The following is a 23,048-nucleotide window of genomic DNA, read 5'->3' on the forward strand; positions in this document are numbered from 1 at the left end:
GACATTGCGCTTACCGGGCTTACAACTCCCTACCATAATTAAAGGAACAACGATGCGACATACTGTGATATTTGCCTCAGCGTTTGCCACCCTTGTCACCGCCAGCGCTTTCGCTGCCGACCTGCCTGGCAAAGGCATTACCGTCCAACCAATCCAAAGCACGATTTCTGAAGAGTCCTTCCAGACGTTACTGGTCAGCCGGGCGCTGGAAAAGTTGGGTTATACCGTAAATAAGCCGAGTGAAGTCGATTACAACGTAGGCTATACCTCCATCGCCTCTGGCGATGCGACGTTTACCGCCGTGAACTGGCAGCCGCTGCATGATGATATGTATGCCGCAGCAGGCGGAGACAAAAAGTTTTACCGCGAGGGCGTCTTCGTCTCCGGCGCTGCGCAGGGCTATCTGATCGATAAAAAAACCGCCGAGCAGTACAACATCACCAATATCGCTCAGCTAAAAGATCCAAAAATCGCCAAAATCTTCGATACCAATGGCGACGGAAAAGCGGACATGATGGGCTGCTCGCCGGGCTGGGGCTGCGAAGCCGTGATCAATCACCAGAATAAAGCGTTTGATCTGCAAAAAACCGTTGAGGTCAGCCACGGTAACTATGCGGCGATGATGGCTGATACCATTACCCGTTTTAAAGAAGGCAAGCCGGTGCTGTATTACACCTGGACTCCGTACTGGGTGAGCGACGTAATGAAGCCGGGTAAAGATGTCGTCTGGCTACAGGTACCGTTCTCCTCCCTGCCGGGCGAACAGAAAAATATTGATACTAAACTGCCGAACGGCGCGAACTATGGGTTCCCGGTTAATACCATGCATATTGTCGCCAATAAGGCATGGGCGGAGAAAAACCCGGCGGCGGCGAAACTGTTCGCCATCATGAAGCTGCCGCTGGCGGATATCAACGCGCAGAACGCCATGATGCATGCCGGTAAATCGTCTGAAGCCGATGTTCAGGGCCACGTGGACGGCTGGATCAACGCCCACCAGCAGCAGTTTGACGGCTGGGTGAAAGAAGCGCTGGCCGCGCAGAAATAAGATCGTTTTTTATGCCGGATAAAGCGCAGTTCATGCGCCGCTATCCGGCCTATTCAATCTCTCCTCAAAGCGCACGATTCATCACGTCACCGTTCCCCTTTATTCATCAACATCCGCTATGATTGTTTTCCCAGGAAATAATTATCTGAATCACGATTACCATAATGACGAAACCCACTCATGAGCTTAGCCCGGCGCTGATCGTTTTAATGTCTGTGGCCACGGGTCTGGCGGTCGCCAGCAACTACTATGCCCAGCCGCTGCTTGATACCATCGCGCATCACTTTTCGCTTTCCGCCAGCTCCGCAGGGTTTATCGTTACCGCCGCGCAGTTGGGCTATGCCGCTGGCCTGTTGTTTCTGGTGCCGCTCGGCGACATGTTTGAACGCCGAACGCTGATTGTCTCCATGACGTTGCTGGCGGCTGGCGGAATGCTGATCACCGCCAGCAGTCAGTCGCTTAGCATGATGATACTCGGAACGGCCTTAACCGGACTGTTCTCCGTGGTGGCGCAGATTCTGGTTCCGCTGGCCGCCACGCTTGCGACGCCCGCCACCCGCGGTAAAGTGGTCGGCACCATTATGAGCGGCCTGTTGCTGGGGATCCTGCTGGCGCGAACGGTCGCCGGACTGCTGGCAAACCTCGGCGGTTGGCGCACCGTATTTTGGGTAGCGTCGGCGCTGATGGCGCTGATGGCCGTCGCGTTATGGCGCGGACTGCCAAAGCTCAAATCCGACACCCATCTTAATTACCCGCAACTGTTGGGTTCTGTATTCAGCCTGTTTATTCACGATAAGCTGCTGCGTACCCGCGCGCTGCTGGGCTGTCTGACCTTTGCTAATTTCAGCATCCTCTGGACATCAATGGCCTTTTTGCTCGCCGCGCCGCCGTTTAGCTATTCCGAGGGGATGATTGGCCTGTTTGGCCTGGCGGGGGCCGCCGGCGCTTTAGGCGCGCGTCCGGCTGGCGGATTTGCCGATAAAGGTAAATCTCACCTCACCACCACGTTCGGCTTACTGCTGCTGTTACTCTCCTGGCTGGCTATCTGGCTTGGGCACACCTCGGTACTGGCGCTGATTATTGGCATTCTGGTACTGGACCTCACCGTTCAGGGGGTACATATCACCAATCAGACGGTCATCTATCGTTTGCATCCGGATGCGCGTAACCGGCTCACCGCCGGCTATATGACCAGCTACTTTATCGGTGGCGCCGCGGGGTCGCTGATTTCCGCCTCCGCCTGGCAACATGCCGGCTGGGCCGGTGTTTGTCTGGCGGGTGTCACGGTAGCCTTACTTAATTTACTGGTCTGGTGGCGAGGTTTTCACCGACAGGAAGCCGTAAATTAAGCGGATAGTGAGCGTTTACCTTTGTTTAAGCTCCTTAGGGTGTTAAGGAGCTCCCCAGTCTGTTAAGGTTATGCTATTCATTTATCATGGTTATTTTTATACCGGTGAAGAATAATATAATTCTATGGAAAGCCCTGCATCCCCATCTGCTCCCAGGCCAATAGCGCCCGTTCAAGGATTCGAAGGTCGTTCACCGATAGCTATCCGTGATATTCCGGTGGCTTTTGCATCGGGTTGTAAGGCCGTTTACCCGGCTTTCGCCCCTCCCGCTTATCGTTCTCTCCTGATTTTTTCATGCAGGCACTCACGCTTTTCTCGTCATTCCTGGATTTGCCGCAGGTGGCGCTTTACCGGGCCCAATGTTCCCGCTGACGTCTCAGTCTGCGTATCATTGGTTGCTTTATAGCCTGAAAGAATGATTTTGTATTAATAATACATTTACTTTATTTGTCACTGTCGTTACTATATCGGCTGAAATTAATGAGGTCATGCCCAAATGGATAGTTCGTTTACGCCCATTGAACAAATGCTAAAATTTCGCGCCAGCCGTCACGAAGACTTTCCTTACCAGGAAATTCTTTTGACTCGTCTTTGTATGCACATGCAAGGCAAGCTCCTGGAAAACCGCAATAAAATGCTGAAGGCTCAAGGGATTAACGAGACGTTGTTTATGGCGTTGATTACGCTGGAGTCTCAGGAAAACCACAGTATTCAGCCGTCTGAATTAAGCTGCGCGCTGGGTTCATCTCGCACCAATGCGACACGCATTGCAGATGAGCTGGAAAAACGCGGCTGGATTGAGCGTCGTGAGAGCGATAACGACCGCCGTTGCCTGCATCTGCAATTAACGGAGAAAGGCCAGGCATTTTTGCAAGAAGTGCTTCCGCCTCAGCATCATTGTCTGCATCAACTCTGGTCATCACTTAGCACTGCCGAAAAAGATCAACTTGAGCACATCACTCGTAAACTCCTGACGCGTCTTGATCAAATGGAGCAGGAAGGCACTGTTCTTGAGGCGCTGCGCTAAAGCGCCGACCCGCTCAAAAATCCAGATTAATAACAGGAAAGCGGACAGGCCGGCACGCGTTACTGCTGGCCTTTCTGACAACAGGTCGGCTCAGCCGATGTGAATAATAAGATCGTGGAGAACAACATGAGCGCAAATGCGGAGATCCAAACCCCGCAGCAACCGGCTAAGAAGAAAGGCAAACGCAAAACAGCGCTGCTACTTCTTACCTTGCTCTTTGTTATTATTGCCGTGGCATATGGAATTTATTGGTTTTTAGTATTGCGTCATATTGAAGAGACAGATGATGCTTACGTGGCAGGGAACCAGGTTCAAATCATGGCGCAGGTGTCAGGCAGCGTGACGAAAGTCTGGGCTGATAACACCGACTTTGTAAAAGAGGGCGATGTTCTGGTCACGCTCGATCAGACTGACGCCAAACAAGCGTTTGAAAGAGCCAAAACGGCGCTGGCCTCCAGCGTGCGCCAGACGCACCAGTTGATGATTAACAGCAAGCAGTTGCAGGCGAATATCGACGTGCAAAAAACCGCCCTGGCGCAAGCGCAAAGCGACCTTAACCGTCGTGTGCCGCTGGGTAACGCCAATCTTATTGGCCGTGAAGAGCTGCAACACGCCCGCGATGCCGTCGCCAGCGCGCAGGCACAGCTGGATGTCGCCATTCAACAGTACAATGCCAACCAGGCAATGATACTCAACAGTAAACTGGAAGATCAGCCCGCGGTTCAACAAGCGGCGACCGAAGTGCGTAACGCCTGGCTGGCGCTGGAGCGTACCCGCATCGTCAGCCCAATGACTGGTTATGTCTCCCGCCGCGCCGTCCAGCCTGGCGCGCAAATCAGCCCCACCACGCCGCTGATGGCCGTGGTGCCTGCAACCGATCTGTGGGTGGACGCTAACTTTAAAGAGACCCAATTAGCGAATATGCGCATTGGGCAGCCAGTGACGGTGATTACTGATATTTATGGCGACGACGTAAAATACACCGGTAAAGTCGTTGGTCTGGATATGGGGACAGGCAGCGCCTTCTCCCTGCTGCCCGCGCAAAATGCGACGGGTAACTGGATTAAAGTGGTTCAACGTCTGCCGGTACGCGTCGAACTGGACGCCCGCCAGTTAGAACAACATCCGCTGCGTATTGGTTTATCGACGCTGGTCACCGTGGATACCGCTAATCGCGACGGTCAGGTACTGGCCAGCCAGGTACGAACGACGCCGGTTGCCGAAAGTAACGCACGCGAAATTAATCTCGCGCCGGTCAATAAACTGATCGACGACATCGTACAGGCTAACGCGGGTTAATCCTGAGGTGCGTGTGATGCAACAGCAAAAACCGCTGGAGGGCGCGCAGCTCGTCATCATGACGATCGCGCTGTCGCTGGCGACATTCATGCAGGTGCTGGACTCCACCATTGCCAACGTGGCGATTCCGACCATCGCCGGGAACCTGGGTTCTTCCCTAAGCCAGGGGACATGGGTTATCACCTCTTTCGGGGTGGCGAACGCTATCTCGATTCCCTTAACCGGCTGGCTGGCGAAACGTTTTGGCGAAGTCAAACTGTTCATGTGGTCGACGGTCGCCTTTGCCGCGGCCTCCTGGGCCTGTGGCGTATCCAGCAGCCTGAACATGCTGATCTTCTTCCGCGTGGTGCAGGGCGTGGTCGCCGGGCCGCTGATTCCGCTCTCGCAAAGCCTGTTGCTGAATAACTATCCGCCTGCAAAGCGCTCCATTGCGCTGGCGCTCTGGTCAATGACCGTCATTGTCGCGCCGATTTGCGGCCCGATTCTGGGGGGCTACATCAGTGATAATTACCACTGGGGATGGATTTTCTTCATCAACGTGCCGATTGGCATCGCCGTCGTCCTGATGACGTTACACACGCTGCGCGGACGTGAAACGCATACCGAACGGCGACGTATTGACGCCGTCGGGCTGGCGTTACTGGTGATTGGCATCGGCAGCCTGCAAATTATGCTCGATCGCGGTAAAGAGCTGGACTGGTTCTCCTCGCAGGAAATTATCATCCTGACCGTGGTCGCCGTCATCGCCATCAGTTTCCTGATCGTCTGGGAACTGACCGACGATCACCCTATCGTCGATCTTTCTCTTTTTAAATCGCGTAACTTCACGATTGGCTGCTTGTGCATCAGCCTTGCCTATATGCTCTATTTCGGCGCCATTGTTCTACTGCCGCAGCTTTTGCAAGAGGTGTACGGCTATACCGCAACGTGGGCAGGTCTGGCGTCGGCGCCAGTCGGCATTATTCCGGTAATTTTGTCGCCGATTATCGGACGCTTCGCGCATAAACTGGATATGCGCAGGCTGGTCACGTTCAGCTTCATTATGTACGCCGTCTGTTTTTACTGGCGCGCCTGGACGTTCGAACCGGGTATGGATTTCGGCGCTTCCGCATGGCCGCAGTTTATTCAGGGATTTGCCGTCGCCTGCTTCTTTATGCCGCTGACCACCATTACGCTCTCCGGGTTACCGCCAGAACGGCTGGCGGCGGCATCAAGCCTGTCGAACTTCACGCGAACGCTGGCAGGCTCCATCGGCACCTCGATTACCACCACTATGTGGACCGATCGTGAGTCGCTACACCATGCTCAGCTCACGGAGTCGATTACGGCGTATAATCCAAACGCTCAGGCTATGTACGATAAACTGGAAGGCTTAGGGATGACGCACCAACAGGCGTCAGGCTGGATAGCCCAGCAAATCACGAATCAGGGGCTGATTATTTCCGCCAACGAAATCTTCTGGATGTCGGCGGGGATCTTCCTGGTGCTGCTCGGCCTGGTGTGGTTCGCCAAACCGCCCTTCGGTGCGGGCGGCGGCGGTGGCGGCGCGCACTAACTATCTGATAAAAGGGATCTGCGGATCCCTTTTTTAGTAGACCAACAATCAGAAGAAATATTTGAATCTCAGACGCCCGCCGTAACGCGCATCTTCACTGTTATCGCCATTATTCGGATTGGACTCTACCCATGAAGCATAGGCACCGAGGTAGATGTTAAAGTTTTTCATATCCATCACGTTGGGGAATAAATATGAGGCATGAATAGTGTGAATGTCATAATTGCCGGGATCGGTGATCCAGCAATCGTCCTCACAAACGGCATCGATATTAGTAGCATTGAAGGCTTCGATTTTGTTATGCGCATAGATATAACCCAGTTCAAATCGATGCCACAGCGCATTCACCCCAGCGGTAAAATCTGTCTCATCGGTCGCATCCATATAAGCGGTATTCAGGTTAATCACCGCGCCATCTTCCGGGTCAGTTTTTTGACCATTCCAGGTCATGGTAAAACCATAGCCCGTACGATCTGACTGATCGATCCACTTCCCATTCTCATAATAGCCATAGGCGTTGTTAACGACGTTACTTTCCATCACTATCGCCGTTGAAAAACGCCCGTTTTGCCAGGCAATAACCGGACGGACGTAAGCCACGTTTTTATCGTTGGTTAAATCCATTCCGTGGTACTGCTTCTCTGTATATAACGTACTGCCATTTTCCAGCAATGTGTTAACTTCGAAATACCAGTTGTCGATGGTTTTGCTCAGCAGGAAGTTACCCCCACTGTCGCTACGTCCCCGTCCTTCTTTCATCATATAGATATAGCCGTAACCGTCACTGTAAAGATCGTTCGCTGTATTCCCCGAATATTCAATAAACGTATCCTGATTCAGCGGGAACATATCGTAGGCTTCAAAACGACCAACCTTAATTTTCCAGTCATTCTCACGACCAAAGAAGAAAACGGCATCATCAAGGTTCATTTTTCCGGTCAGGTCCGCCAGAGGCTGTACAGAGAATCCGGCAAAATTACCGTTGTCCAACCGCTGGTAGCCATCAAAGCCCAGCAACAAGCGCCCGTTAATATCCCAGCGTTCATTGGTTCCTGATGCCCAATCTTTATTCGCTGACGTTCTCATCGAGGTCAGGCTACCGGAACGGCTTGCCGCATCCATATTAAATTCGACATCGCCATAGAACTTAATATCGCTGAATCCGGATAAGGTCAGCTTCGGCGGTGTTTTACCTGCTGCAGTGGGCTCGGCAGACTGGACATTCACCGTCGGCGTAGCGGCGACCTGCTGCTGTTTCAGCGAGCGAATTTGCGCCTCGGCATCGGATGCCCGTTTTTCAGCATTAACAACACGTTGCTCCAGTTCAGCCAGACGCTGCTCAATAGTGATATTATTCGCTGCCCAAAGGTTATGAGAAAAGCAAGCACCGATCATCAGCGCCAAATATTTAGCCTTCATTTTTTATCCCTTAAGTTTGATGTATACCAGATAAGATTTGCTAAAAACCCCATCGACCGGCTATTAGTAGAGTCTTGTTATTACCTGGATATCTGGCGCATTCCATTATGTTTTTCTATTAATTATTTATGATTTTTAGTTTATGTGATCAATACACTCTGGCATCGTGAGTTATCCGCCTTTTCTGTTTACCAGATCACATTTTATTATTTAACAGGCCAGGCATTACTTAATTTAAAATATATTCTCGCCGCAAATATAATAAACGCAAATTATATTAAGCAATAAAAAACCCCGGCCATAAACCGGGGTTAATTTAAATACTGGAACCGCTTACCAATAAGACTAAATATGCAGTTCCTGCAGTTTTTCTTTCGGCAGCGCCAGCTCTTTATTGCTGTTCACGCGCACATCACGCTCCAGAATATGACGGGCAATGTCCTGCGCTTCACTGAGCGAGTGCATCTGATACGTACCGCACTGGTAAACGTTCAGCTCCGGGATCTGGTTTTGATCCTGCACTTTCAGCACATCCGCCATCGCCGCTTTCCACGCGTCGGCAACACGCTGCTCGTCCGGCGTGCCAATCAGGCTCATGTAAAAGCCGGTGCGGCAGCCCATCGGCGAGATATCGATAATCTCAACGCCGTTACCGTTGAGGTGGTCGCGCATAAAGCCAGCAAACAGATGCTCAAGCGTATGAATCCCTTTTTCCGGCATCACTTCTTTGTTCGGAATGCAAAAACGCAGATCAAACACGGTGATTGCGTCGCCATGCGGGGTGTTCATCGTTTTTGCAACCCGGACCGCCGGCGCTTGCATCCGGGTATGATCGACTGCGAAGCTATCTAATAATGGCATTTAGTCACCTCCGATAATTTTTTAAAAATAAACTGAACTCTTTGTTCCGGGGCGAGTCTGAGTATATGAAAGACGCGCATTTGTTATCATCATCCCTGTTTTCAGCGATGAAATTTTGGCCACTCCGTGAGTGGCCTTTTTCTTTTGGGTCAGGCGTGTTTTGCAAGCCACGCGGCAAACGGCTCGGTATCCGCCGCCTCAATCTCCTGCTGACGACGTACTGAAGCGTCACGTTCAGCAATAAACTCTTCTTCCTGTAAAATCTCCAGCGGCTCTTCGCGTAACAGATTACGGTAAGCCTCACCGAACGCTTTCCCGGTGCCGCCAATGCCTTCATCAATCATAGACCGTAGGATCCGGGCAGAGAATGTCAGTTCAGGATTATCAAAGCAGGCGACCAACTCGTCACATACCTTTTGATACTCCTCTCCCCCGTGGATACTGTCCAGCGTTTGCGCCACGCGTTTCAGATCGCGGAAGAGATCTTTCCCGACTTTGGGCAGCGGGAACTGCGCAGTTTCACAGCCAATGCCTAACGTCAGGCCCGGCTTACGCCCTTCCAGAATAACGCGATTCCAGTTAGTACGCGTACATAACAGCTCATCGCTACTCATTTCCGGCGCATCGGCCAATACGCACCAGACCATAAACAGATCGAGGAAGCGCACCTGTTGCTCGTCTACGCCGATCGGTGAGAACGGGTTAATATCGAGAGAACGAACTTCAATATACTCAATACCACCACGCAGAAGCGCGTCAGAAGGCGATTCGCCGCTGCGCGTCACGCGCTTGGGACGAATGGGCGCGTACAGCTCATTTTCAATTTGCAGAACGTTGCTGTTAATCTGTAGCCGCTTACCGTCTTTTTCCACACCAATCCGCGCGTACTCCTCGGAAGGGGTTTTAATCGCGCGCTTCAGACCTGCAACGTATTCATGCAAATCGTTAAACGTAATTCCGAGATTGCTTTGCGACTTATTGGTATAGCCCAAATCACTCAAACGCAGCGACGTCGCATACGGCAGGTAGTACATGCCGCAGTCCGTTTTTTCAAACGGTAATGTGGTTGGCTTTCCTTGCAGGAAAGAGGAACAAATGGCCGGAGACGCGCCAAACAGATAGGGGATGACCCAGCCAAAACGGTAATAGTTGCGAATCAGACGAAAATAGCCGGCAGAAATTTTTTCTTTTGCCGCTTCGCCTTCCGTAACGCCGCATTTCGCCTGCCAGAACGCCATCGGTAATGAAAAATTGTAATGTACGCCGGAGATGGTTTGCATCAAGGCGCCATAACGATTTTTCAGCCCTTCGCGATAGAGCGTCTTAAAGCGCCCGGTATTGGATGTGCCGTACTGCGCCAGCTCTATGTCCTGCCCTTCCGCAATATAGCAGGGCATACTTAATGGCCACATCCGCTCATCGCCCAGTTTCCTGGCCGTATACCGATGGAGATCGCGCATAAAAGTGAGCATATGCTGGATATCGCCATCGACTGGCGTAATAAACTCCAGTAGGGCTTCCGCAAAATCCGTGGTAATCCATTTATGGGTCAGCGCTGAACCTAACGCTTCAGGATGACCTGTTGTCGCCAGCGTGCCATCAGCATTGACACGCAGCGTTTCGCGCTCTAACCCGCGCTGTATCCCCTTTAACGCCTGAGGATGTTTTTCCAGCCAGGCCAGAGCCTGTGATACGTCCGGGATCAAATTGACCTCCCGCCTGTCCAAATCGTTTTAATAAGCATAACTGTAATGGCAGCCATACATGCCAAACCTACAATTATTACCACCACATCATGCCCTGAACCGTCGCCGCTGCGAGCGCAACATAGCGCAGCGCCTTACCAAGACACAAAAAAAAGATCGTCCGCCCCCACGGGATGCGCATCCATCCCGCTAACAGGCACAACAAATCACCGATGACCGGCATCCAGCTTAATAATAGTGTGGCTGCGCCATAACGCTTTAGCCAGCCAGTCGCTTTTTCCTGCCAGCGCGACGTTTTGCGCAGCGGAAAGAAACGCCCAAGAATAACGTTAGTTACCCCTCCAAGGCTATTACCCATTGTTGCTGTTAAGACTAAGACCCAGGGATGGCTGACGCCGGAGACCAGCATAGCAACCAAAACCACCTCAGAATTACCGGGTAACAGCGTCGCGCTGAGAAAACTACTGGCAAACAGAGACAGGAGCGACAGTCCGTCACTCACAATAGTCGAACATCCACGGCATCCATTCCCGCCGCCCGCGCCGCCTGTAAACCAAAATCGGCATCTTCAAATACCACGCACTGCGTCGGCATGACGCCCATCCGCTGGGCGCACAGTAGGAAGGTGTCAGGCGCAGGTTTGTGATGCTGTACGTGATCTGCCGCCACAACCGCATCAAAATAACGACGCAGTCCCAGATGCGCTAACAAGGCTTCCGCGATAGCGCTTTCGCTACCGGTACCGACCGACATGGGACGCCGCCCATGCCACGCTTTAACCACCTCAACCAGCGGCAGCGGTTCTACGCAGTCCAGCAGGATGCTTTTTACCGCGTCGGTTTTCTCACGCGCCAGTGACAGGGGATCAAGATCGGCATGGTTAAGCTCAATGATTGACTGGGCGATAAGCCAGGTTGGCGAACCGTTAAGCGCGACCATTGCCTGTTCATCAAAACGAAGACCATAGCGCCCCAAAACCTCACGCCACGCTTTGCGATGCGTGGGTTCGGTATCCAGGAGAGTACCGTCCATATCAAAAATCAAACCAGCATAACGTGCGTACATCGTGTTCTCGCAAACCGAATAACCAGACAGTACTTTATCGCAATTGGTTGATTTTGTCGCTAATAGAGATGAAGAGGTGTGTTCAGGATAAGGGGAAAAGCGATTGCGGGACAGTGACGTATCCGGGAGGATTATTCGCCTTATGGGCCGTTGCTGACGCAACGTTATCCTTCTGATGCCAGCGGTGATTACCGCTATCTTATCTGCATCTTCATCGCTGAAAGTACGGAGAATAAAGTATGGAGAATATGGTGCATCCGGGAGGATTCGAACCTCCGACCGCTCGGTTCGTAGCCGAGTACTCTATCCAGCTGAGCTACGGATGCATCGGGAAACTTACTTTACTGCAGATTTTGATACCGCGGGAAAGCCGTATCAAGTAAGGGATGGTGCATCCGGGAGGATTCGAACCTCCGACCGCTCGGTTCGTAGCCGAGTACTCTATCCAGCTGAGCTACGGATGCATCGGAAAACTTGCTTTACTGCCGATATTGATACCGCGGTGAAAGCCGTATCAAGTAAGAGATGGTGCATCCGGGAGGATTCGAACCTCCGACCGCTCGGTTCGTAGCCGAGTACTCTATCCAGCTGAGCTACGGATGCATCGGGAAACTTACTTTACTGCAGATTTTGATACCGCGGGAAAGCCGTATCAAGTAAGAGATGGTGCATCCGGGAGGATTCGAACCTCCGACCGCTCGGTTCGTAGCCGAGTACTCTATCCAGCTGAGCTACGGATGCAAATGGCGGTGAGGCGGGGATTCGAACCCCGGATGCAGCTTTTGACCGCATACTCCCTTAGCAGGGGAGCGCCTTCAGCCTCTCGGCCACCTCACCACACGCCTCTTACGAGTGCTTCGAAGAACTTGTTCTGCTCATCGTCGCTGCGTGGCGCACATATTACTTTCTGGGACTTATAAGTCAAACAATTTTTCCAGAGCTTTTATCGTTTGCACACTTCACGCTCAATTAGTCTGTAAAAAAGCCAAAAAGAGTGTTTTATCAACAGATAATTTGATGACACGCTGGCCGCCAAAAGCGCACCATATCAACAGTGAGGTTGAAAAAAGTCATGAAGGGACAACGCGGGCGAGCGAGAAGAGAGGCTGCGTCTCACCCGAAAAGTGAGACGCGAAAACCTTAGTAACTGGACTGCTGGGATTTTTCAGCCTGGATACGCTGGTAGATCTCTTCACGATGGACAGAAACTTCTTTCGGGGCGTTCACGCCAATACGCACCTGGTTGCCCTTCACCCCTAAAACTGTCACGGTGACCTCATCGCCAATCATGAGGGTCTCACCAACTCGACGAGTCAGAATCAGCATTCTTTGCTCCTTGAAAGATTAAAAGAGTCGGGTCTCTCTGTATCCCGGCATTATCCATCATATAACGCCAAAAAGTAAGCGATGACAAACACCTTAGGTGTAAGCAGTCATGGCATTACATTCTGTTAAACCTAAGTTTAGCCGATATACAAAACTTCAACCTGACTTTATCGTTGTCGATAGCGTTGACGTAAACGCCGCAGCACGGGCTGCGGCGCCAACGAACACTTATAATTATTGCAATTTTGCGCTGACCCAGCCTTGTACACTGGCTAACGCTGCAGGCAGAGCTGCCGCATCCGTACCACCGGCTTGCGCCATGTCCGGACGACCGCCACCCTTACCGCCCACCTGCTGAGCGACCATACCAATCAATTCCCCTGCTTTAACCCGGTCGGTCACATCCTTCGACACGCCCGCAATCAGAGAAACCTTACCTTCAACAACCGTTGCCAGTACGATAACGGTAGACCCCAGTTGATTTTTCAGATCATCAACCATGGTTCGCAGCATTTTCGGCTCAATACCAGCAAGCTCGCTGACCAGGAGCTTCACGCCGTTGAGATCGACCGCTTTACTGGAAAGATTTGCACTCTCCTGCGCTGCGGCCTGGTCCTTCAACTGCTGCAACTCTTTTTCCAGCTGACGTGTACGTTCCAGCACGGCGCGCACTTTGTCGCCCAGATTCTGGCTGTCGCCCTTCAGCAGATGCGCAATATCGTTTAAGCGATCGCTTTGCGCATGAACGGTGGCCATAGCGCCTTCACCGGTTACCGCCTCAATACGACGAATGCCCGCTGCGGTGCCGGACTCAGAGATAATACGGAATAGACCGATATCACCGGTACGACTGGCGTGAGTACCGCCGCACAGTTCGGTAGAGAAATCGCCCATGCTCAGAACGCGTACACGTTCGTCGTATTTCTCGCCAAACAGCGCCATGGCACCTTTCGCCTTCGCCGCTTCGAGATCCATGATGTTCGTTTCAATCGGCAGGTTGCGACGGATTTGCGCATTCACCAAATCTTCAACCTGACGAATCTCCGACGGCTTCATCGCTTCATTGTGCGAGAAGTCGAAGCGCAGCACTTTATCGCTAACCAGCGAACCTTTCTGCGCAACGTGTGTCCCAAGCACCTGGCGCAACGCCGCGTGCATCAGGTGCGTGGCGGAGTGGTTCAGACGGATACGTGCGCGGCGCGCTTCATCTACGTCAGCCTGTACCGCATCGCCCACTTTCAGAGCGCCCGCAGACAATTTGCCGATATGACCAATCGCCTGACCATATTTTTGCGTGTCGTCCACAGCGAAAGTAAATCCAGCGCCTTTCAGCTCGCCTTTATCGCCAACCTGACCGCCTGATTCCGCATAGAATGGGGTCTGATCCAGCACGACAACTGCTTCCTGTCCCGCGTTAATCGCTTCAACCGCTTTACCATCGACAAACAGCGCGGTCACTTTGCCGTTCAGTTCCAGATGGTCATAACCTTTAAATTCAGAAGCGCTATCAACGCGGATCATCGCGTTGTAGTCCGCGCCAAAACCGCTAGCTTCGCGCGCGCGACGGCGTTGCTCTTCCATAGCGGCTTCAAAACCGGCTTCATCGACTTTGATGTTGCGCTCACGGCAGACGTCCGCCGTTAGATCGACCGGGAAACCATAAGTATCATACAGACGGAAAGCTGTTTCGCCGTCCAGGGTGTCGCCCTGCAATTTCGCCAGTTCTTCATCCAGCAGCGCCAGACCGCGCTCCAGCGTACGGGCGAACTGCTCTTCTTCCGTTTTCAGAACCTGCTCGACCTGCGCCTGCTGACGTTTCAACTCTTCGCCTGCGGAGCCCATTACCTCAATCAGCGGCCCAACCAGCTTGTAGAAGAAGGTCTCTTTCGCGCCCAGCATGTTGCCGTGACGCACCGCGCGACGAATAATGCGACGCAGCACATAGCCACGGTTTTCATTCGACGGCAGCACGCCATCGGCAACCAGGAATGCGCAAGAACGGATGTGGTCGGCGATAACGCGCAGCGATTTATTACCCAGATCGGTGGCGCCGGTGACTTTCGCTACCGCTTCAATCAACGTGCGGAACAGGTCGATGTCATAGTTAGAGTTAACGTGTTGCAGTACCGCGGCAATACGCTCCAGCCCCATACCGGTATCTACAGACGGTTTCGGCAATGGTTCCATCGTCCCGTCAGCCTGACGGTTGAACTGCATAAAGACGATGTTCCAGATCTCAATATAGCGATCGCCGTCTTCTTCCGGGCTTCCCGGAGGGCCGCCCCAGATGTGGTCGCCATGATCGTAGAAGATTTCGGTGCACGGACCGCAGGGACCGGTGTCGCCCATCTGCCAGAAGTTATCCGATGCGTATGGCGCGCCTTTATTGTCGCCGATGCGGATGATACGCTCGCGCGGGATGCCGACTTCTTTTTCCCAGATCTCATAGGCTTCGTCGTCGGTTTCATAGACGGTGACCCATAAACGCTCTTTTGGCAGAGCAAACCAGTTTTCACCGGTCAGTAATTCCCATGCGAACTGAATGGCGTCGTGTTTGAAGTAATCGCCGAAGCTGAAGTTGCCCAGCATTTCGAAGAAAGTATGGTGACGTGCAGTGTATCCGACGTTTTCCAGATCGTTGTGTTTACCCCCCGCGCGTACGCAACGCTGGGAAGTGGTTGCACGGGAATAATTACGTTTATCGAGCCCAAGGAAAACATGCTTGAACTGGTTCATCCCGGCATTGGTAAACAACAGAGTGGGGTCATTGTTAGGCACCAGGGAACTGCTGGCAACTACCTGATGCCCTTTACTATGGAAAAAGTCGAGAAACGCCTGACGGATCTCAGCGGTGCTCTTGCTCATAATTATCCTGAAATCAAGCTACACTTCATCCTTCAGGCCGCCTCTGCGTTGGCTGCGAGTTTCCCGGTCACGCGTTCCCGAGGCTCACTTGCCGCTTTGATGCGGCTTGAATGATTTTGTGTATTTAAGGAATATTCGTCGCAGACGCTGTTCGCCGTTAAGCAACCCGCGTCCAGACGGAAAAAGTGGGAATAAGATAAGTTTTCTTTACCGGGAAGTAAAATCCCGTATGCGCTCAATCTGCAAAATTTCGCCATATTTGCTGGATATCGTCCATCAGATACCCGCGATAGAGCAAAAAGCGCTGTACCTTAACCTTTTCTGAAAAGTTTGAAGGGAGCGGCTCGCCATATTTGCGAACGGCCTGTTCATGTGCCATTTCACTCCAGTCAATTTCACATTCTCGCATCGCTTTTTCAGTCGATTCACGGGAAATGCCTTTCTGATTCAACTCCTGGCGAATACGCGCCGGGCCATAGCCTTTGCGGCTACGACTGGCGATAAAGCGCATCACGAAGCGCTCGTCATCAAGATAGTGATGTTCGTGGCACCAGGCGATCACGCGTTCATAATCGTCTGCCGTCGCATCAATCTCTTCCGGCCCATTTTTGCCCATCACCGGCGCGGAGAGTTTACGCCGTAATTCCTGCTCGCTGTGATCGCGGACAGCAAGAATACGTACCGCACGATCAAGGAGACGAGCATAAGCGGGACGGCGCGATGTGGGTTCACTCATAAAAAACCTTAACAGGGAGAAATGCCAAAAGGGCCGCATAAATGCAGCCCTTGATGGTAATTTAACGTTTTGCTGAATGGCGGCTTCGTTTTGTCCGACCCACCATCACCTGATGCTTAAAAATCTTCGTTGGTTTCTGCAACGCCTTCGCTATCGTCAACGGCGAAATCGGGCGTGGCATTCTGATTACTCAACAGTAATTCACGAACCCTTTTCTCGATCTCTTTCGCTGTCGCCGGGTTCTCTTTCAGCCAGGTAGTCGCGTTCGCTTTACCCTGGCCAATCTTCTCGCCGTTGTAGCTGTACCATGCGCCCGCTTTCTCGATCAGCTTCTCTTTCACGCCCAGGTCAACCAGTTCGCCATAGAAGTTGATGCCTTCACCGTAGAGGATCTGGAACTCGGCCTGCTTAAACGGCGCGGCGATTTTGTTTTTCACCACTTTCACACGCGTTTCGCTACCCACGACATTATCGCCCTCTTTCACCGCGCCAATACGACGGATATCAAGACGAACAGAGGCGTAGAATTTCAGCGCGTTACCGCCGGTGGTGGTTTCCGGGTTACCGAACATCACGCCAATCTTCATACGGATCTGGTTGATGAAAATCAACAGCGTGTTGGACTGTTTCAGGTTCCCCGCCAGCTTACGCATCGCCTGGCTCATCATACGCGCCGCGAGGCCCATGTGAGAGTCGCCAATTTCGCCTTCGATTTCCGCTTTCGGCGTTAGCGCCGCTACGGAGTCGACCACAATGACGTCCACCGCGCCTGAACGCGCCAGCGCGTCACAGATTTCCAGCGCCTGCTCGCCGGTATCCGGCTGAGAACAGAGCAGGTTATCGATATCGACGCCCAGCTTGCGTGCGTAAACAGGGTCAAGCGCGTGTTCCGCATCGATAAACGCACAGGTTTTACCTTCACGCTGCGCAGCGGCAATCACCTGCAGCGTCAGGGTCGTTTTACCGGAAGATTCCGGCCCGTAAATTTCGACGATACGCCCCATCGGCAGACCGCCCGCACCGAGTGCGATGTCCAGTGAAAGCGAACCGGTGGAGATAGTTTCCACATCCATAGAACGGTCTTCACCCAGACGCATGATGGAGCCTTTACCAAATTGCTTTTCAATTTGGCCCAGTGCTGCCGCCAACGCTTTCTGTTTGTTTTCGTCGATAGCCATTATTACTCCTGTCATGCAACTTGGTATTGAACCGGATAGTGAATTCGTACTGTTGAAGCAATTATACTGTATGCTCATACAGTATCAAGTGTTTTGTAGAAATTGTTGCCACAGGGTTTGTAGCGCGTACGTCGTCGCCTGTCGACGCACCGATTCACGGTCGCCGCTGAAGCATTCCCGACGCGTAATCCCTTCTCCGCTGACGCTGGCGAAAGCAAACCACACCGTACCAACCGGCTTTTCTTCACTGCCGCCATCCGGCCCGGCAATCCCGCTAATAGCGACAGCAAAATCGGCGCGAGCGGCCTTCAGCGCCCCGATCGCCATTTCGACCACTACGGGTTCGCTGACCGCGCCATGCTGCGCCAGAGTCTCTTCACGCACGCCAATCATCTGCGCTTTGGCTTCATTACTATAGGTGACAAAGCCGCGTTCAAACCAGGCGGAGCTTCCGGCGATGTCGGTAATGGCTTTCGCCAGCCAGCCGCCGGTACAGGACTCTGCTGTCGTTACGGTCGCCCCGCGCGCTTTTAACGCCAGCCCGACCTGCTCGCTAAGCCGCATCAGTTCACTGTCAGTCATCATGACCTCTGTCAGTTAGAAATCCTGCCGCACAAGATAGCACTTTCTCACCAGAGATGGGGACGAGCAGTCGATTTTACGAGTCGGATTCCGAAAAAATGCCAGCAGGTTATTTATGCAGAATGAAATGAGGTAGCACATGACTAAATAGCAGTACCATGTCGCTAAATTTACACGCATGGAGAGAAAGCAAGGATGTCACTCAAAAAAACGGAAAGCACACAGCACAAACTGAAACAAACCTGTCAACTACGGCTGTGGTTAATTGTGGGTGGAGTATGTTCATTAGGAATGGGAGTACTGAATATATTGTCGTCAGGCTATTTTGAACCGTATGATGGCGGTCAAATTATCTTAGGCCTGGGATGTCTGGGATATAGTCTGGCACTATCAAAGAAGATATCCCACTTGCAGGCAGAGAATCAGCCCAAAAAGCCATAATAATAGCGGAGGGGGTGCTCCCCTCCCTAAGCGTAAATTAGCGCACCCGCGCCAGCGCTACCGCCTGGCCCAGTTGCCAAACCGCCATCGCATAATGCGTGCTGTGGTTATATCGGGTAATGGTGTAGAAGTTCGGCAGGCCGTACCAGTACTGGTAGCCCGTACCGATATCCAGACGCAGCAGGCTGGCTTCCTGATGATTGCCCAACGATTGCTGCGGCGTTAAGCCTGCGGCGGCAAGCTGAGAGAGGCTGTATTTTGTTTTGAAACCATTCGCCAGTCCCGGCGCCTGACCATTCGCTGGCACCGCAACCGTATCGCCTTTCACCCAACCATGCGCCTTGAAGTAGTTCGCCACACTGCCGATGGCATCTACCGGATCCCACAAGTTAATGTGCCCATCGCCATTGAAATCGACCGCATATTCTTTATAGGAAGACGGCATAAACTGGCCGTAGCCCATCGCGCCCGCAAAGGAACCTTTCAGATTGAGCGGATCGTCTTGCTCATCGCGCGCCATGAGCAGGAAGGTTTCCAGCTCGCCGGAGAAATATTCCGCCCGGCGCGGATAGTTAAATGACAGCGTCGCCAGCGCGTCCAGAATCCGCGTTTTCCCCATGATACGTCCCCAGCGGGTTTCCACGCCGATAATCCCCACGATGATTTCCGGCGGTACGCCGTATACCTGCCAGGCGCGGTTCAGCGCGTCTTCATACTGATTCCAGAACGCGACGCCGTTTTGCACGTTATCCGGCGTAATAAATTGTTTGCGGTAGCGAAGCCAGGCGCCATTTGGTCCGGCGGGCGGCTGAGTGGTCGGCGCTTGTCTGTCCATCAGACGCAGGACGTAATCCAGTCTTTTAGACTGCGAGAGGATCTCCTGCAGCTGCTGACGGTCGAAACCGTGTTTACTGACCATTTTATCAATGAACTGCTGCGCATTAGGGTTGTTGGCGAAGTCGCCGCCCATTTGCATGACGTTATGCTGCGGCTCAAGCAGGAAGCCGCCGGAAGACGTGCCCGTCGTCGCTTGAGTCTCGGAAGATTTTGGCGTGCTGCTACAGGCAGCAAGCAATACGCAAAGTGGAAGTAACGCTACATAACGACGCTTGAACATGAGACATCCATTAAACAAATTCAGCCAGGGAGAAGTATGGTAAAGCATCCCCCGCCGCACAAGGAAGCGGCACAAGAGAATAAATCACCTTTCTCCTCTTTTCAGTTTGTATCCGCTCCCCCACCCCGCAATCTTTCAACTTAAAATATTTTTCTTTTATTTTGCGATCACAATAACACTTTTAAATCTTTCAACATGATTACAATGAACAGGAAATTAGCAAGAAAACTAAAAACCCTACAGGAGAGAACAATGATCGAAACCATTACACATGGTGCGGAGTGGTTCATCGGGTTATTCCAGAAAGGCGGAGAGGTGTTTACCGGTATGGTGACAGGTATTCTTCCGCTACTGATAAGCCTGCTGGTTATCATGAATGCGCTCATCAATTTTATCGGCCAGCAGCGTATTGAGCGTTTTGCCCAACGTTGTGCCGGAAATCCGCTATCTCGTTACCTGCTTTTACCGTGTATCGGGACATTTGTTTTTTGTAATCCGATGACCCTGAGCCTGGGACGCTTTATGCCGGAGAAGTACAAGCCGAGCTATTACGCGGCGGCCTCCTATAGCTGTCACTCCATGAACGGTCTGTTTCCGCATATCAATCCCGGCGAACTGTTTGTTTATCTGGGTATCGCCAGCGGACTCACCACGTTAGGGCTTCCTCTCGGCCCGCTCGCGGTGAGCTATCTGCTGGTAGGTCTGGTGACGAACTTCTTCCGCGGTTGGGTCACCGATCTCACCACCGCTATTTTTGAGAAAAAAATGGGGATTCAACTTGAGCAGAAAGTTCATCTGACAGGAGCGGTATCATGACACGGGTTCGTATTGAGAAAGGCGCCGGCGGCTGGGGCGGCCCGCTTGAACTGGACGTTACGCCAGGCAAAAAGATCGTCTATATCACAGCCGGTACGCGCCCGGCGATCGTCGACAAACTGGCGCAACTAACAGGCTGGCAAGCGGTGGACGGCTTTAAAGAAGGCGAACCGCCGGAAGCGGAGATCGGCGCGGCCATTATCGACTGCGGCGGTACGCTGCGCTGCGGTATCTATCCGAAACGCCGGATTCCAACCATTAATATTCACTCGACGGGTAAGTCCGGCCCACTGGCGCAGTATATTGTTGAGGATATTTATGTCTCCGGCGTAAAAGAAGAAAACATTACTCTTGTCGGCGAAACGCCTGCCAGTCCTCAGCCTGCCAAAACGACATTAGGACGTGACTACGACACCAGCAAAAAAATCACCGAGCAGAGCGACGGGCTGCTGGCAAAAGTTGGTATGGGAATGGGCTCCGCCGTGGCGGTACTGTTCCAGTCCGGTCGCGACACCATTGATACGGTTCTGAAAACAATCCTGCCGTTTATGGCGTTCGTTTCGGCGCTGATCGGCATCATTATGGCCTCAGGTCTTGGCGACTGGATCGCCCACGGCCTGGCGCCATTAGCCAGCCATCCACTGGGGCTGGTGACGCTGGCATTGATCTGCTCTTTCCCGCTGCTGTCGCCCTTTCTCGGCCCTGGCGCGGTTATCGCTCAGGTCATTGGCGTCCTGATTGGCGTTCAGATAGGCCTGGGCAATATCCCCCCGCATCTGGCGCTTCCCGCCCTGTTCGCGATTAACGCGCAGGCGGCCTGCGACTTTATCCCGGTCGGCCTGTCGCTGGCGGAAGCGAAGCAAGACACCGTTCGCGTCGGCGTACCTTCCGTGCTGGTCGGACGCTTCCTGACTGGCGCGCCCACGGTACTTATCGCCTGGTTTGTTTCCGGCTTTATCTATCAATAAGAGGTTCAGACATGAGCGTGATTTATCAAACCACCATCACCCGTATCGGCCAGAGCGCGAAGGAGGCGCTCGGCGAACAGATGCTGATTACGTTTCGGGAAGGCGCGCCGGCGGATATCGAAGAATTTTGCTTCATCCATTGTCATGGCGAACTGACCGGCGCGCTGCAGCCTGGCGCGCGGTGTGAATTGGGCCAACATTGCTATCCGGTCACGGCGGTCGGCAGCGTAGCCGAGCAAAACCTGCGTGAACTGGGGCATATCACTTTGCGCTTCGATGGTCTGCGTGAAGCGGAATTTCCCGGCACCGTACACGTTGCGGGGCCTGTACCGGACGATATCGCGCCGGGCTGTATTTTGACGTTTGTCGCTTAAGGAGAAAAAACATGAATCAAGTTGCCGTTGTCATTGGCGGAGGCCAGACCCTAGGGGCATTCCTTTGCCGTGGGCTTGCAGAAGAAGGATACCGCGTGGCGGTCGTTGATATTCAAAGCGATAAAGCCGCGAATGTCGCCCAGGAAATTAACGCCGATTTTGGCGAAGGTATGGCGTACGGTTTTGGCGCCGACGCCACCAGCGAGCAGAGCGTGCTGGCGCTTTCCCGCGGCGTAGACGAGATTTTCGGGCGCGTCGATCTGCTGGTTTACAGCGCGGGTATCGCCAAAGCGGCGTTTATCAGCGATTTCCAGTTGGGCGATTTTGCCCGCTCGCTACAGGTGAATCTGGTGGGCTATTTCCTCTGCGCCCGTGAGTTTTCCCGCCTGATGATCCGCGACGGCATTCAGGGGCGCATTATTCAGATTAACTCTAAATCCGGCAAAGTGGGCAGTAAACACAACTCCGGCTACAGCGCGGCGAAATTCGGCGGCGTGGGGTTAACCCAGTCTCTGGCGCTGGATCTGGCGGAATACGGCATTACCGTACACTCGTTGATGCTCGGCAACCTGTTGAAATCGCCAATGTTCCAGTCACTGCTGCCGCAATACGCCACTAAACTGGGCATTAAGCCCGACGAGGTGGAACAGTATTACATTGATAAAGTACCGCTCAAACGCGGGTGTGATTATCAGGATGTGCTGAACATGCTGCTATTTTATGCCAGCCCGAAAGCGTCTTATTGCACCGGGCAGTCGATCAACGTAACCGGCGGTCAAGTGATGTTCTGACCGTGAATTGCCGGATGGCGCCGTAGGCCGGATAAGACGGTTACGCCGCCATCAGGCAAACCAACAGGAGCACATTATGGTTTCCACTCTGATTACCGTCGCCGTTATCGCCTGGTGTGCGCAGCTGGCGCTGGGCGGCTGGCAGATTTCCCGCTTTAATCGGGCTTTCGATAAACTTAGCCAACAGGGGCGGGTCGGCGTCGGGCGCTCCGGCGGGCGTTTTAAGCCCCGGGTGGTGGTTGCCGTGGCGCTGGACGAACAGCAGCGGGTGACGGACACTTTATTGATGAAAGGCCTTACGGTATTCGCCAGACCGGTTAAAATTGCCGCAATGCAAGGAAAACATTTGCATGAATTACAGCCTGATGTGATCTTTCCCCATGATTCGCTCGCGCAGAATGCACTATCATTGGCGCTTAAACTGAAACATGGGTAATTTCGTTGTGAATGCGTATAGCTTGCGAAATTATCATTTTGCAACCAATACCCTAAATAATTCGAGTTGCAGGAAGGCGGCAACGCAGC

Annotated in this window: 22 protein-coding genes and 5 tRNA genes; 11 read left to right on the forward strand and 16 right to left on the reverse strand. The window is 52.8% G+C overall.

Going from position 1 to position 23,048, the window contains the following annotated elements:
* The first annotated feature begins 52 nt into the window (after nucleotides 1–52).
* From proX to emrB, 5 genes are all read left to right on the forward strand, one after another.
* Nucleotides 53–1,048 carry a glycine betaine/L-proline ABC transporter substrate-binding protein ProX gene (proX, locus tag EOS97_RS03235; RefSeq protein WP_001216613.1) on the forward strand — a complete coding sequence of 332 codons (996 nt, stop codon included), beginning with the start codon at nucleotides 53–55 and terminating at the stop codon, nucleotides 1,046–1,048.
* 164 nt (nucleotides 1,049–1,212) lie between these two features.
* A complete protein-coding gene (locus EOS97_RS03240; RefSeq protein ID WP_000165758.1) occupies nucleotides 1,213–2,397 on the forward strand; it encodes an MFS transporter in 1,185 nt (394 codons plus the stop codon).
* 496 nt (nucleotides 2,398–2,893) lie between these two features.
* Complete coding sequence (gene mprA / locus EOS97_RS03245; RefSeq protein WP_000378431.1) at nucleotides 2,894–3,424, forward strand: transcriptional repressor MprA; 531 nt, start codon at nucleotides 2,894–2,896, stop codon at nucleotides 3,422–3,424.
* A gap of 126 nt (nucleotides 3,425–3,550) precedes the next feature.
* Nucleotides 3,551–4,723 (forward strand): multidrug efflux MFS transporter periplasmic adaptor subunit EmrA, encoded by a 1,173-nt coding sequence (gene emrA / locus EOS97_RS03250; protein ID WP_001275604.1) that lies wholly within the window; start codon nucleotides 3,551–3,553, stop codon nucleotides 4,721–4,723.
* Nucleotides 4,724–4,739: 16 nt separating this feature from the next.
* Nucleotides 4,740–6,278: a multidrug efflux MFS transporter permease subunit EmrB gene (emrB, locus tag EOS97_RS03255; protein WP_001187297.1), complete on the forward strand. Its 1,539-nt coding sequence runs from the start codon at nucleotides 4,740–4,742 to the stop codon at nucleotides 6,276–6,278.
* Between the two features lie 48 nt (nucleotides 6,279–6,326).
* Here emrB and EOS97_RS03260 read toward each other — a convergent pair whose 3' ends face one another.
* The 15 genes from EOS97_RS03260 to pncC all read right to left on the reverse strand — a co-directional run bounded on the left by EOS97_RS03260 (nucleotide 6,327) and on the right by pncC (nucleotide 18,016).
* Nucleotides 6,327–7,697, reverse strand: coding sequence for a carbohydrate porin (locus EOS97_RS03260; RefSeq protein WP_127836117.1), 1,371 nt, complete (start codon nucleotides 7,695–7,697; stop codon nucleotides 6,327–6,329).
* Nucleotides 7,698–8,042: 345 nt separating this feature from the next.
* On the reverse strand, nucleotides 8,043–8,558 hold the full coding sequence (luxS, locus tag EOS97_RS03265; protein ID WP_001130194.1) for an S-ribosylhomocysteine lyase: 516 nt from the start codon (nucleotides 8,556–8,558) through the stop codon (nucleotides 8,043–8,045).
* 149 nt (nucleotides 8,559–8,707) lie between these two features.
* Entirely contained in the window at nucleotides 8,708–10,264 is a 1,557-nt protein-coding gene (gene gshA, locus EOS97_RS03270) for a glutamate--cysteine ligase (RefSeq protein WP_000611821.1), read from the reverse strand.
* Nucleotides 10,265–10,340: 76 nt separating this feature from the next.
* Nucleotides 10,341–10,766, reverse strand: a complete 426-nt coding sequence (locus EOS97_RS03275; RefSeq protein WP_001279499.1) for a YqaA family protein — start codon at nucleotides 10,764–10,766, stop codon at nucleotides 10,341–10,343.
* The gene (gene yqaB, locus EOS97_RS03280) at nucleotides 10,763–11,329 is read right to left on the reverse strand and encodes a fructose-1-phosphate/6-phosphogluconate phosphatase (RefSeq protein ID WP_000271296.1); all 567 of its coding nucleotides are present in this window, start codon (nucleotides 11,327–11,329) and stop codon (nucleotides 10,763–10,765) included. The genes EOS97_RS03275 and yqaB overlap by 4 nt, the downstream gene beginning before the upstream one ends.
* A gap of 249 nt (nucleotides 11,330–11,578) precedes the next feature.
* Nucleotides 11,579–11,655 (reverse strand) — tRNA-Arg (locus EOS97_RS03285).
* 61 nt (nucleotides 11,656–11,716) lie between these two features.
* Nucleotides 11,717–11,793, reverse strand: a tRNA-Arg gene (locus tag EOS97_RS03290).
* A 62-nt stretch (nucleotides 11,794–11,855) separates the two neighbouring features.
* Nucleotides 11,856–11,932 (reverse strand) — tRNA-Arg (locus tag EOS97_RS03295).
* A gap of 61 nt (nucleotides 11,933–11,993) precedes the next feature.
* Nucleotides 11,994–12,070 (reverse strand) — tRNA-Arg (locus EOS97_RS03300).
* A gap of 3 nt (nucleotides 12,071–12,073) precedes the next feature.
* A tRNA-Ser gene (locus tag EOS97_RS03305) sits at nucleotides 12,074–12,166 on the reverse strand.
* A 303-nt stretch (nucleotides 12,167–12,469) separates the two neighbouring features.
* On the reverse strand, nucleotides 12,470–12,655 hold the full coding sequence (gene csrA, locus EOS97_RS03310) for a carbon storage regulator CsrA (RefSeq protein WP_000906486.1): 186 nt from the start codon (nucleotides 12,653–12,655) through the stop codon (nucleotides 12,470–12,472).
* A 234-nt stretch (nucleotides 12,656–12,889) separates the two neighbouring features.
* Nucleotides 12,890–15,520 carry an alanine--tRNA ligase gene (gene alaS / locus EOS97_RS03315; protein ID WP_127836118.1) on the reverse strand — a complete coding sequence of 877 codons (2,631 nt, stop codon included), beginning with the start codon at nucleotides 15,518–15,520 and terminating at the stop codon, nucleotides 12,890–12,892.
* A 235-nt stretch (nucleotides 15,521–15,755) separates the two neighbouring features.
* Nucleotides 15,756–16,256, reverse strand: coding sequence for a recombination regulator RecX (gene recX, locus EOS97_RS03325; protein ID WP_001294861.1), 501 nt, complete (start codon nucleotides 16,254–16,256; stop codon nucleotides 15,756–15,758).
* Between the two features lie 116 nt (nucleotides 16,257–16,372).
* Complete coding sequence (gene recA / locus EOS97_RS03330; RefSeq protein WP_000963150.1) at nucleotides 16,373–17,434, reverse strand: recombinase RecA; 1,062 nt, start codon at nucleotides 17,432–17,434, stop codon at nucleotides 16,373–16,375.
* An 84-nt stretch (nucleotides 17,435–17,518) separates the two neighbouring features.
* On the reverse strand, nucleotides 17,519–18,016 hold the full coding sequence (pncC, locus tag EOS97_RS03335) for a nicotinamide-nucleotide amidase (RefSeq protein ID WP_000132239.1): 498 nt from the start codon (nucleotides 18,014–18,016) through the stop codon (nucleotides 17,519–17,521).
* A gap of 195 nt (nucleotides 18,017–18,211) precedes the next feature.
* Between pncC and EOS97_RS27040 the strand changes: the two genes are divergently transcribed.
* Nucleotides 18,212–18,457, forward strand: a complete 246-nt coding sequence (locus EOS97_RS27040; protein ID WP_001519391.1) for a hypothetical protein — start codon at nucleotides 18,212–18,214, stop codon at nucleotides 18,455–18,457.
* Nucleotides 18,458–18,494: 37 nt separating this feature from the next.
* On the opposite strand, the gene mltB is transcribed toward EOS97_RS27040, so the two are convergent.
* Entirely contained in the window at nucleotides 18,495–19,574 is a 1,080-nt protein-coding gene (gene mltB, locus EOS97_RS03345; RefSeq protein ID WP_000476826.1) for a lytic murein transglycosylase B, read from the reverse strand.
* A 252-nt stretch (nucleotides 19,575–19,826) separates the two neighbouring features.
* On the opposite strand from mltB, the gene srlA reads away from it, so the two are divergent.
* From srlA to gutM, 5 genes are all read left to right on the forward strand, one after another.
* A complete protein-coding gene (gene srlA, locus EOS97_RS03350) occupies nucleotides 19,827–20,390 on the forward strand; it encodes a PTS glucitol/sorbitol transporter subunit IIC (RefSeq protein ID WP_000573333.1) in 564 nt (187 codons plus the stop codon).
* The gene (locus tag EOS97_RS03355) at nucleotides 20,387–21,358 is read left to right on the forward strand and encodes a PTS glucitol/sorbitol transporter subunit IIB (RefSeq protein WP_000199039.1); all 972 of its coding nucleotides are present in this window, start codon (nucleotides 20,387–20,389) and stop codon (nucleotides 21,356–21,358) included. Before srlA ends, EOS97_RS03355 begins: the two co-directional genes overlap by 4 nt.
* A gap of 11 nt (nucleotides 21,359–21,369) precedes the next feature.
* Complete coding sequence (gene srlB / locus EOS97_RS03360) at nucleotides 21,370–21,732, forward strand: PTS glucitol/sorbitol transporter subunit IIA (protein WP_000111553.1); 363 nt, start codon at nucleotides 21,370–21,372, stop codon at nucleotides 21,730–21,732.
* A gap of 11 nt (nucleotides 21,733–21,743) precedes the next feature.
* Nucleotides 21,744–22,523 carry a sorbitol-6-phosphate dehydrogenase gene (gene srlD, locus EOS97_RS03365; protein WP_001077369.1) on the forward strand — a complete coding sequence of 260 codons (780 nt, stop codon included), beginning with the start codon at nucleotides 21,744–21,746 and terminating at the stop codon, nucleotides 22,521–22,523.
* A 76-nt stretch (nucleotides 22,524–22,599) separates the two neighbouring features.
* The gene (gutM, locus tag EOS97_RS03370; RefSeq protein ID WP_000255198.1) at nucleotides 22,600–22,959 is read left to right on the forward strand and encodes a transcriptional regulator GutM; all 360 of its coding nucleotides are present in this window, start codon (nucleotides 22,600–22,602) and stop codon (nucleotides 22,957–22,959) included.
* Nucleotides 22,960–23,048: the final 89 nt, after the last annotated feature.

Source organism: Salmonella sp. SSDFZ54, from assembly GCF_004010735.1.
Lineage (GTDB): Bacteria > Pseudomonadota > Gammaproteobacteria > Enterobacterales > Enterobacteriaceae > Salmonella > Salmonella enterica.

Excerpts from the sequence above, each read along its gene's own strand:
- proX (WP_001216613.1), top strand. The coding sequence starts at position 53 with ATGCGACATACTGTGATATTTGCCTCAGCGTTTGCCACCCTTGTCACC.
- EOS97_RS03240 (WP_000165758.1), top strand. The coding sequence starts at position 1,213 with ATGACGAAACCCACTCATGAGCTTAGCCCGGCGCTGATCGTTTTAATG.
- mprA (WP_000378431.1), top strand. The coding sequence starts at position 2,894 with ATGGATAGTTCGTTTACGCCCATTGAACAAATGCTAAAATTTCGCGCC.
- emrA (WP_001275604.1), top strand. The coding sequence starts at position 3,551 with ATGAGCGCAAATGCGGAGATCCAAACCCCGCAGCAACCGGCTAAGAAG.
- emrB (WP_001187297.1), top strand. The coding sequence starts at position 4,740 with ATGCAACAGCAAAAACCGCTGGAGGGCGCGCAGCTCGTCATCATGACG.
- EOS97_RS03260 (WP_127836117.1), bottom strand. The coding sequence starts at position 7,697 with ATGAAGGCTAAATATTTGGCGCTGATGATCGGTGCTTGCTTTTCTCAT.
- luxS (WP_001130194.1), bottom strand. The coding sequence starts at position 8,558 with ATGCCATTATTAGATAGCTTCGCAGTCGATCATACCCGGATGCAAGCG.
- yqaB (WP_000271296.1), bottom strand. The coding sequence starts at position 11,329 with ATGTACGCACGTTATGCTGGTTTGATTTTTGATATGGACGGTACTCTC.
- csrA (WP_000906486.1), bottom strand. The coding sequence starts at position 12,655 with ATGCTGATTCTGACTCGTCGAGTTGGTGAGACCCTCATGATTGGCGAT.
- alaS (WP_127836118.1), bottom strand. The coding sequence starts at position 15,520 with ATGAGCAAGAGCACCGCTGAGATCCGTCAGGCGTTTCTCGACTTTTTC.
- recX (WP_001294861.1), bottom strand. The coding sequence starts at position 16,256 with ATGAGTGAACCCACATCGCGCCGTCCCGCTTATGCTCGTCTCCTTGAT.
- recA (WP_000963150.1), bottom strand. The coding sequence starts at position 17,434 with ATGGCTATCGACGAAAACAAACAGAAAGCGTTGGCGGCAGCACTGGGC.
- pncC (WP_000132239.1), bottom strand. The coding sequence starts at position 18,016 with ATGACTGACAGTGAACTGATGCGGCTTAGCGAGCAGGTCGGGCTGGCG.
- EOS97_RS27040 (WP_001519391.1), top strand. The coding sequence starts at position 18,212 with ATGTCACTCAAAAAAACGGAAAGCACACAGCACAAACTGAAACAAACC.
- mltB (WP_000476826.1), bottom strand. The coding sequence starts at position 19,574 with ATGTTCAAGCGTCGTTATGTAGCGTTACTTCCACTTTGCGTATTGCTT.
- srlA (WP_000573333.1), top strand. The coding sequence starts at position 19,827 with ATGATCGAAACCATTACACATGGTGCGGAGTGGTTCATCGGGTTATTC.
- EOS97_RS03355 (WP_000199039.1), top strand. The coding sequence starts at position 20,387 with ATGACACGGGTTCGTATTGAGAAAGGCGCCGGCGGCTGGGGCGGCCCG.
- srlB (WP_000111553.1), top strand. The coding sequence starts at position 21,370 with ATGAGCGTGATTTATCAAACCACCATCACCCGTATCGGCCAGAGCGCG.
- srlD (WP_001077369.1), top strand. The coding sequence starts at position 21,744 with ATGAATCAAGTTGCCGTTGTCATTGGCGGAGGCCAGACCCTAGGGGCA.
- gutM (WP_000255198.1), top strand. The coding sequence starts at position 22,600 with ATGGTTTCCACTCTGATTACCGTCGCCGTTATCGCCTGGTGTGCGCAG.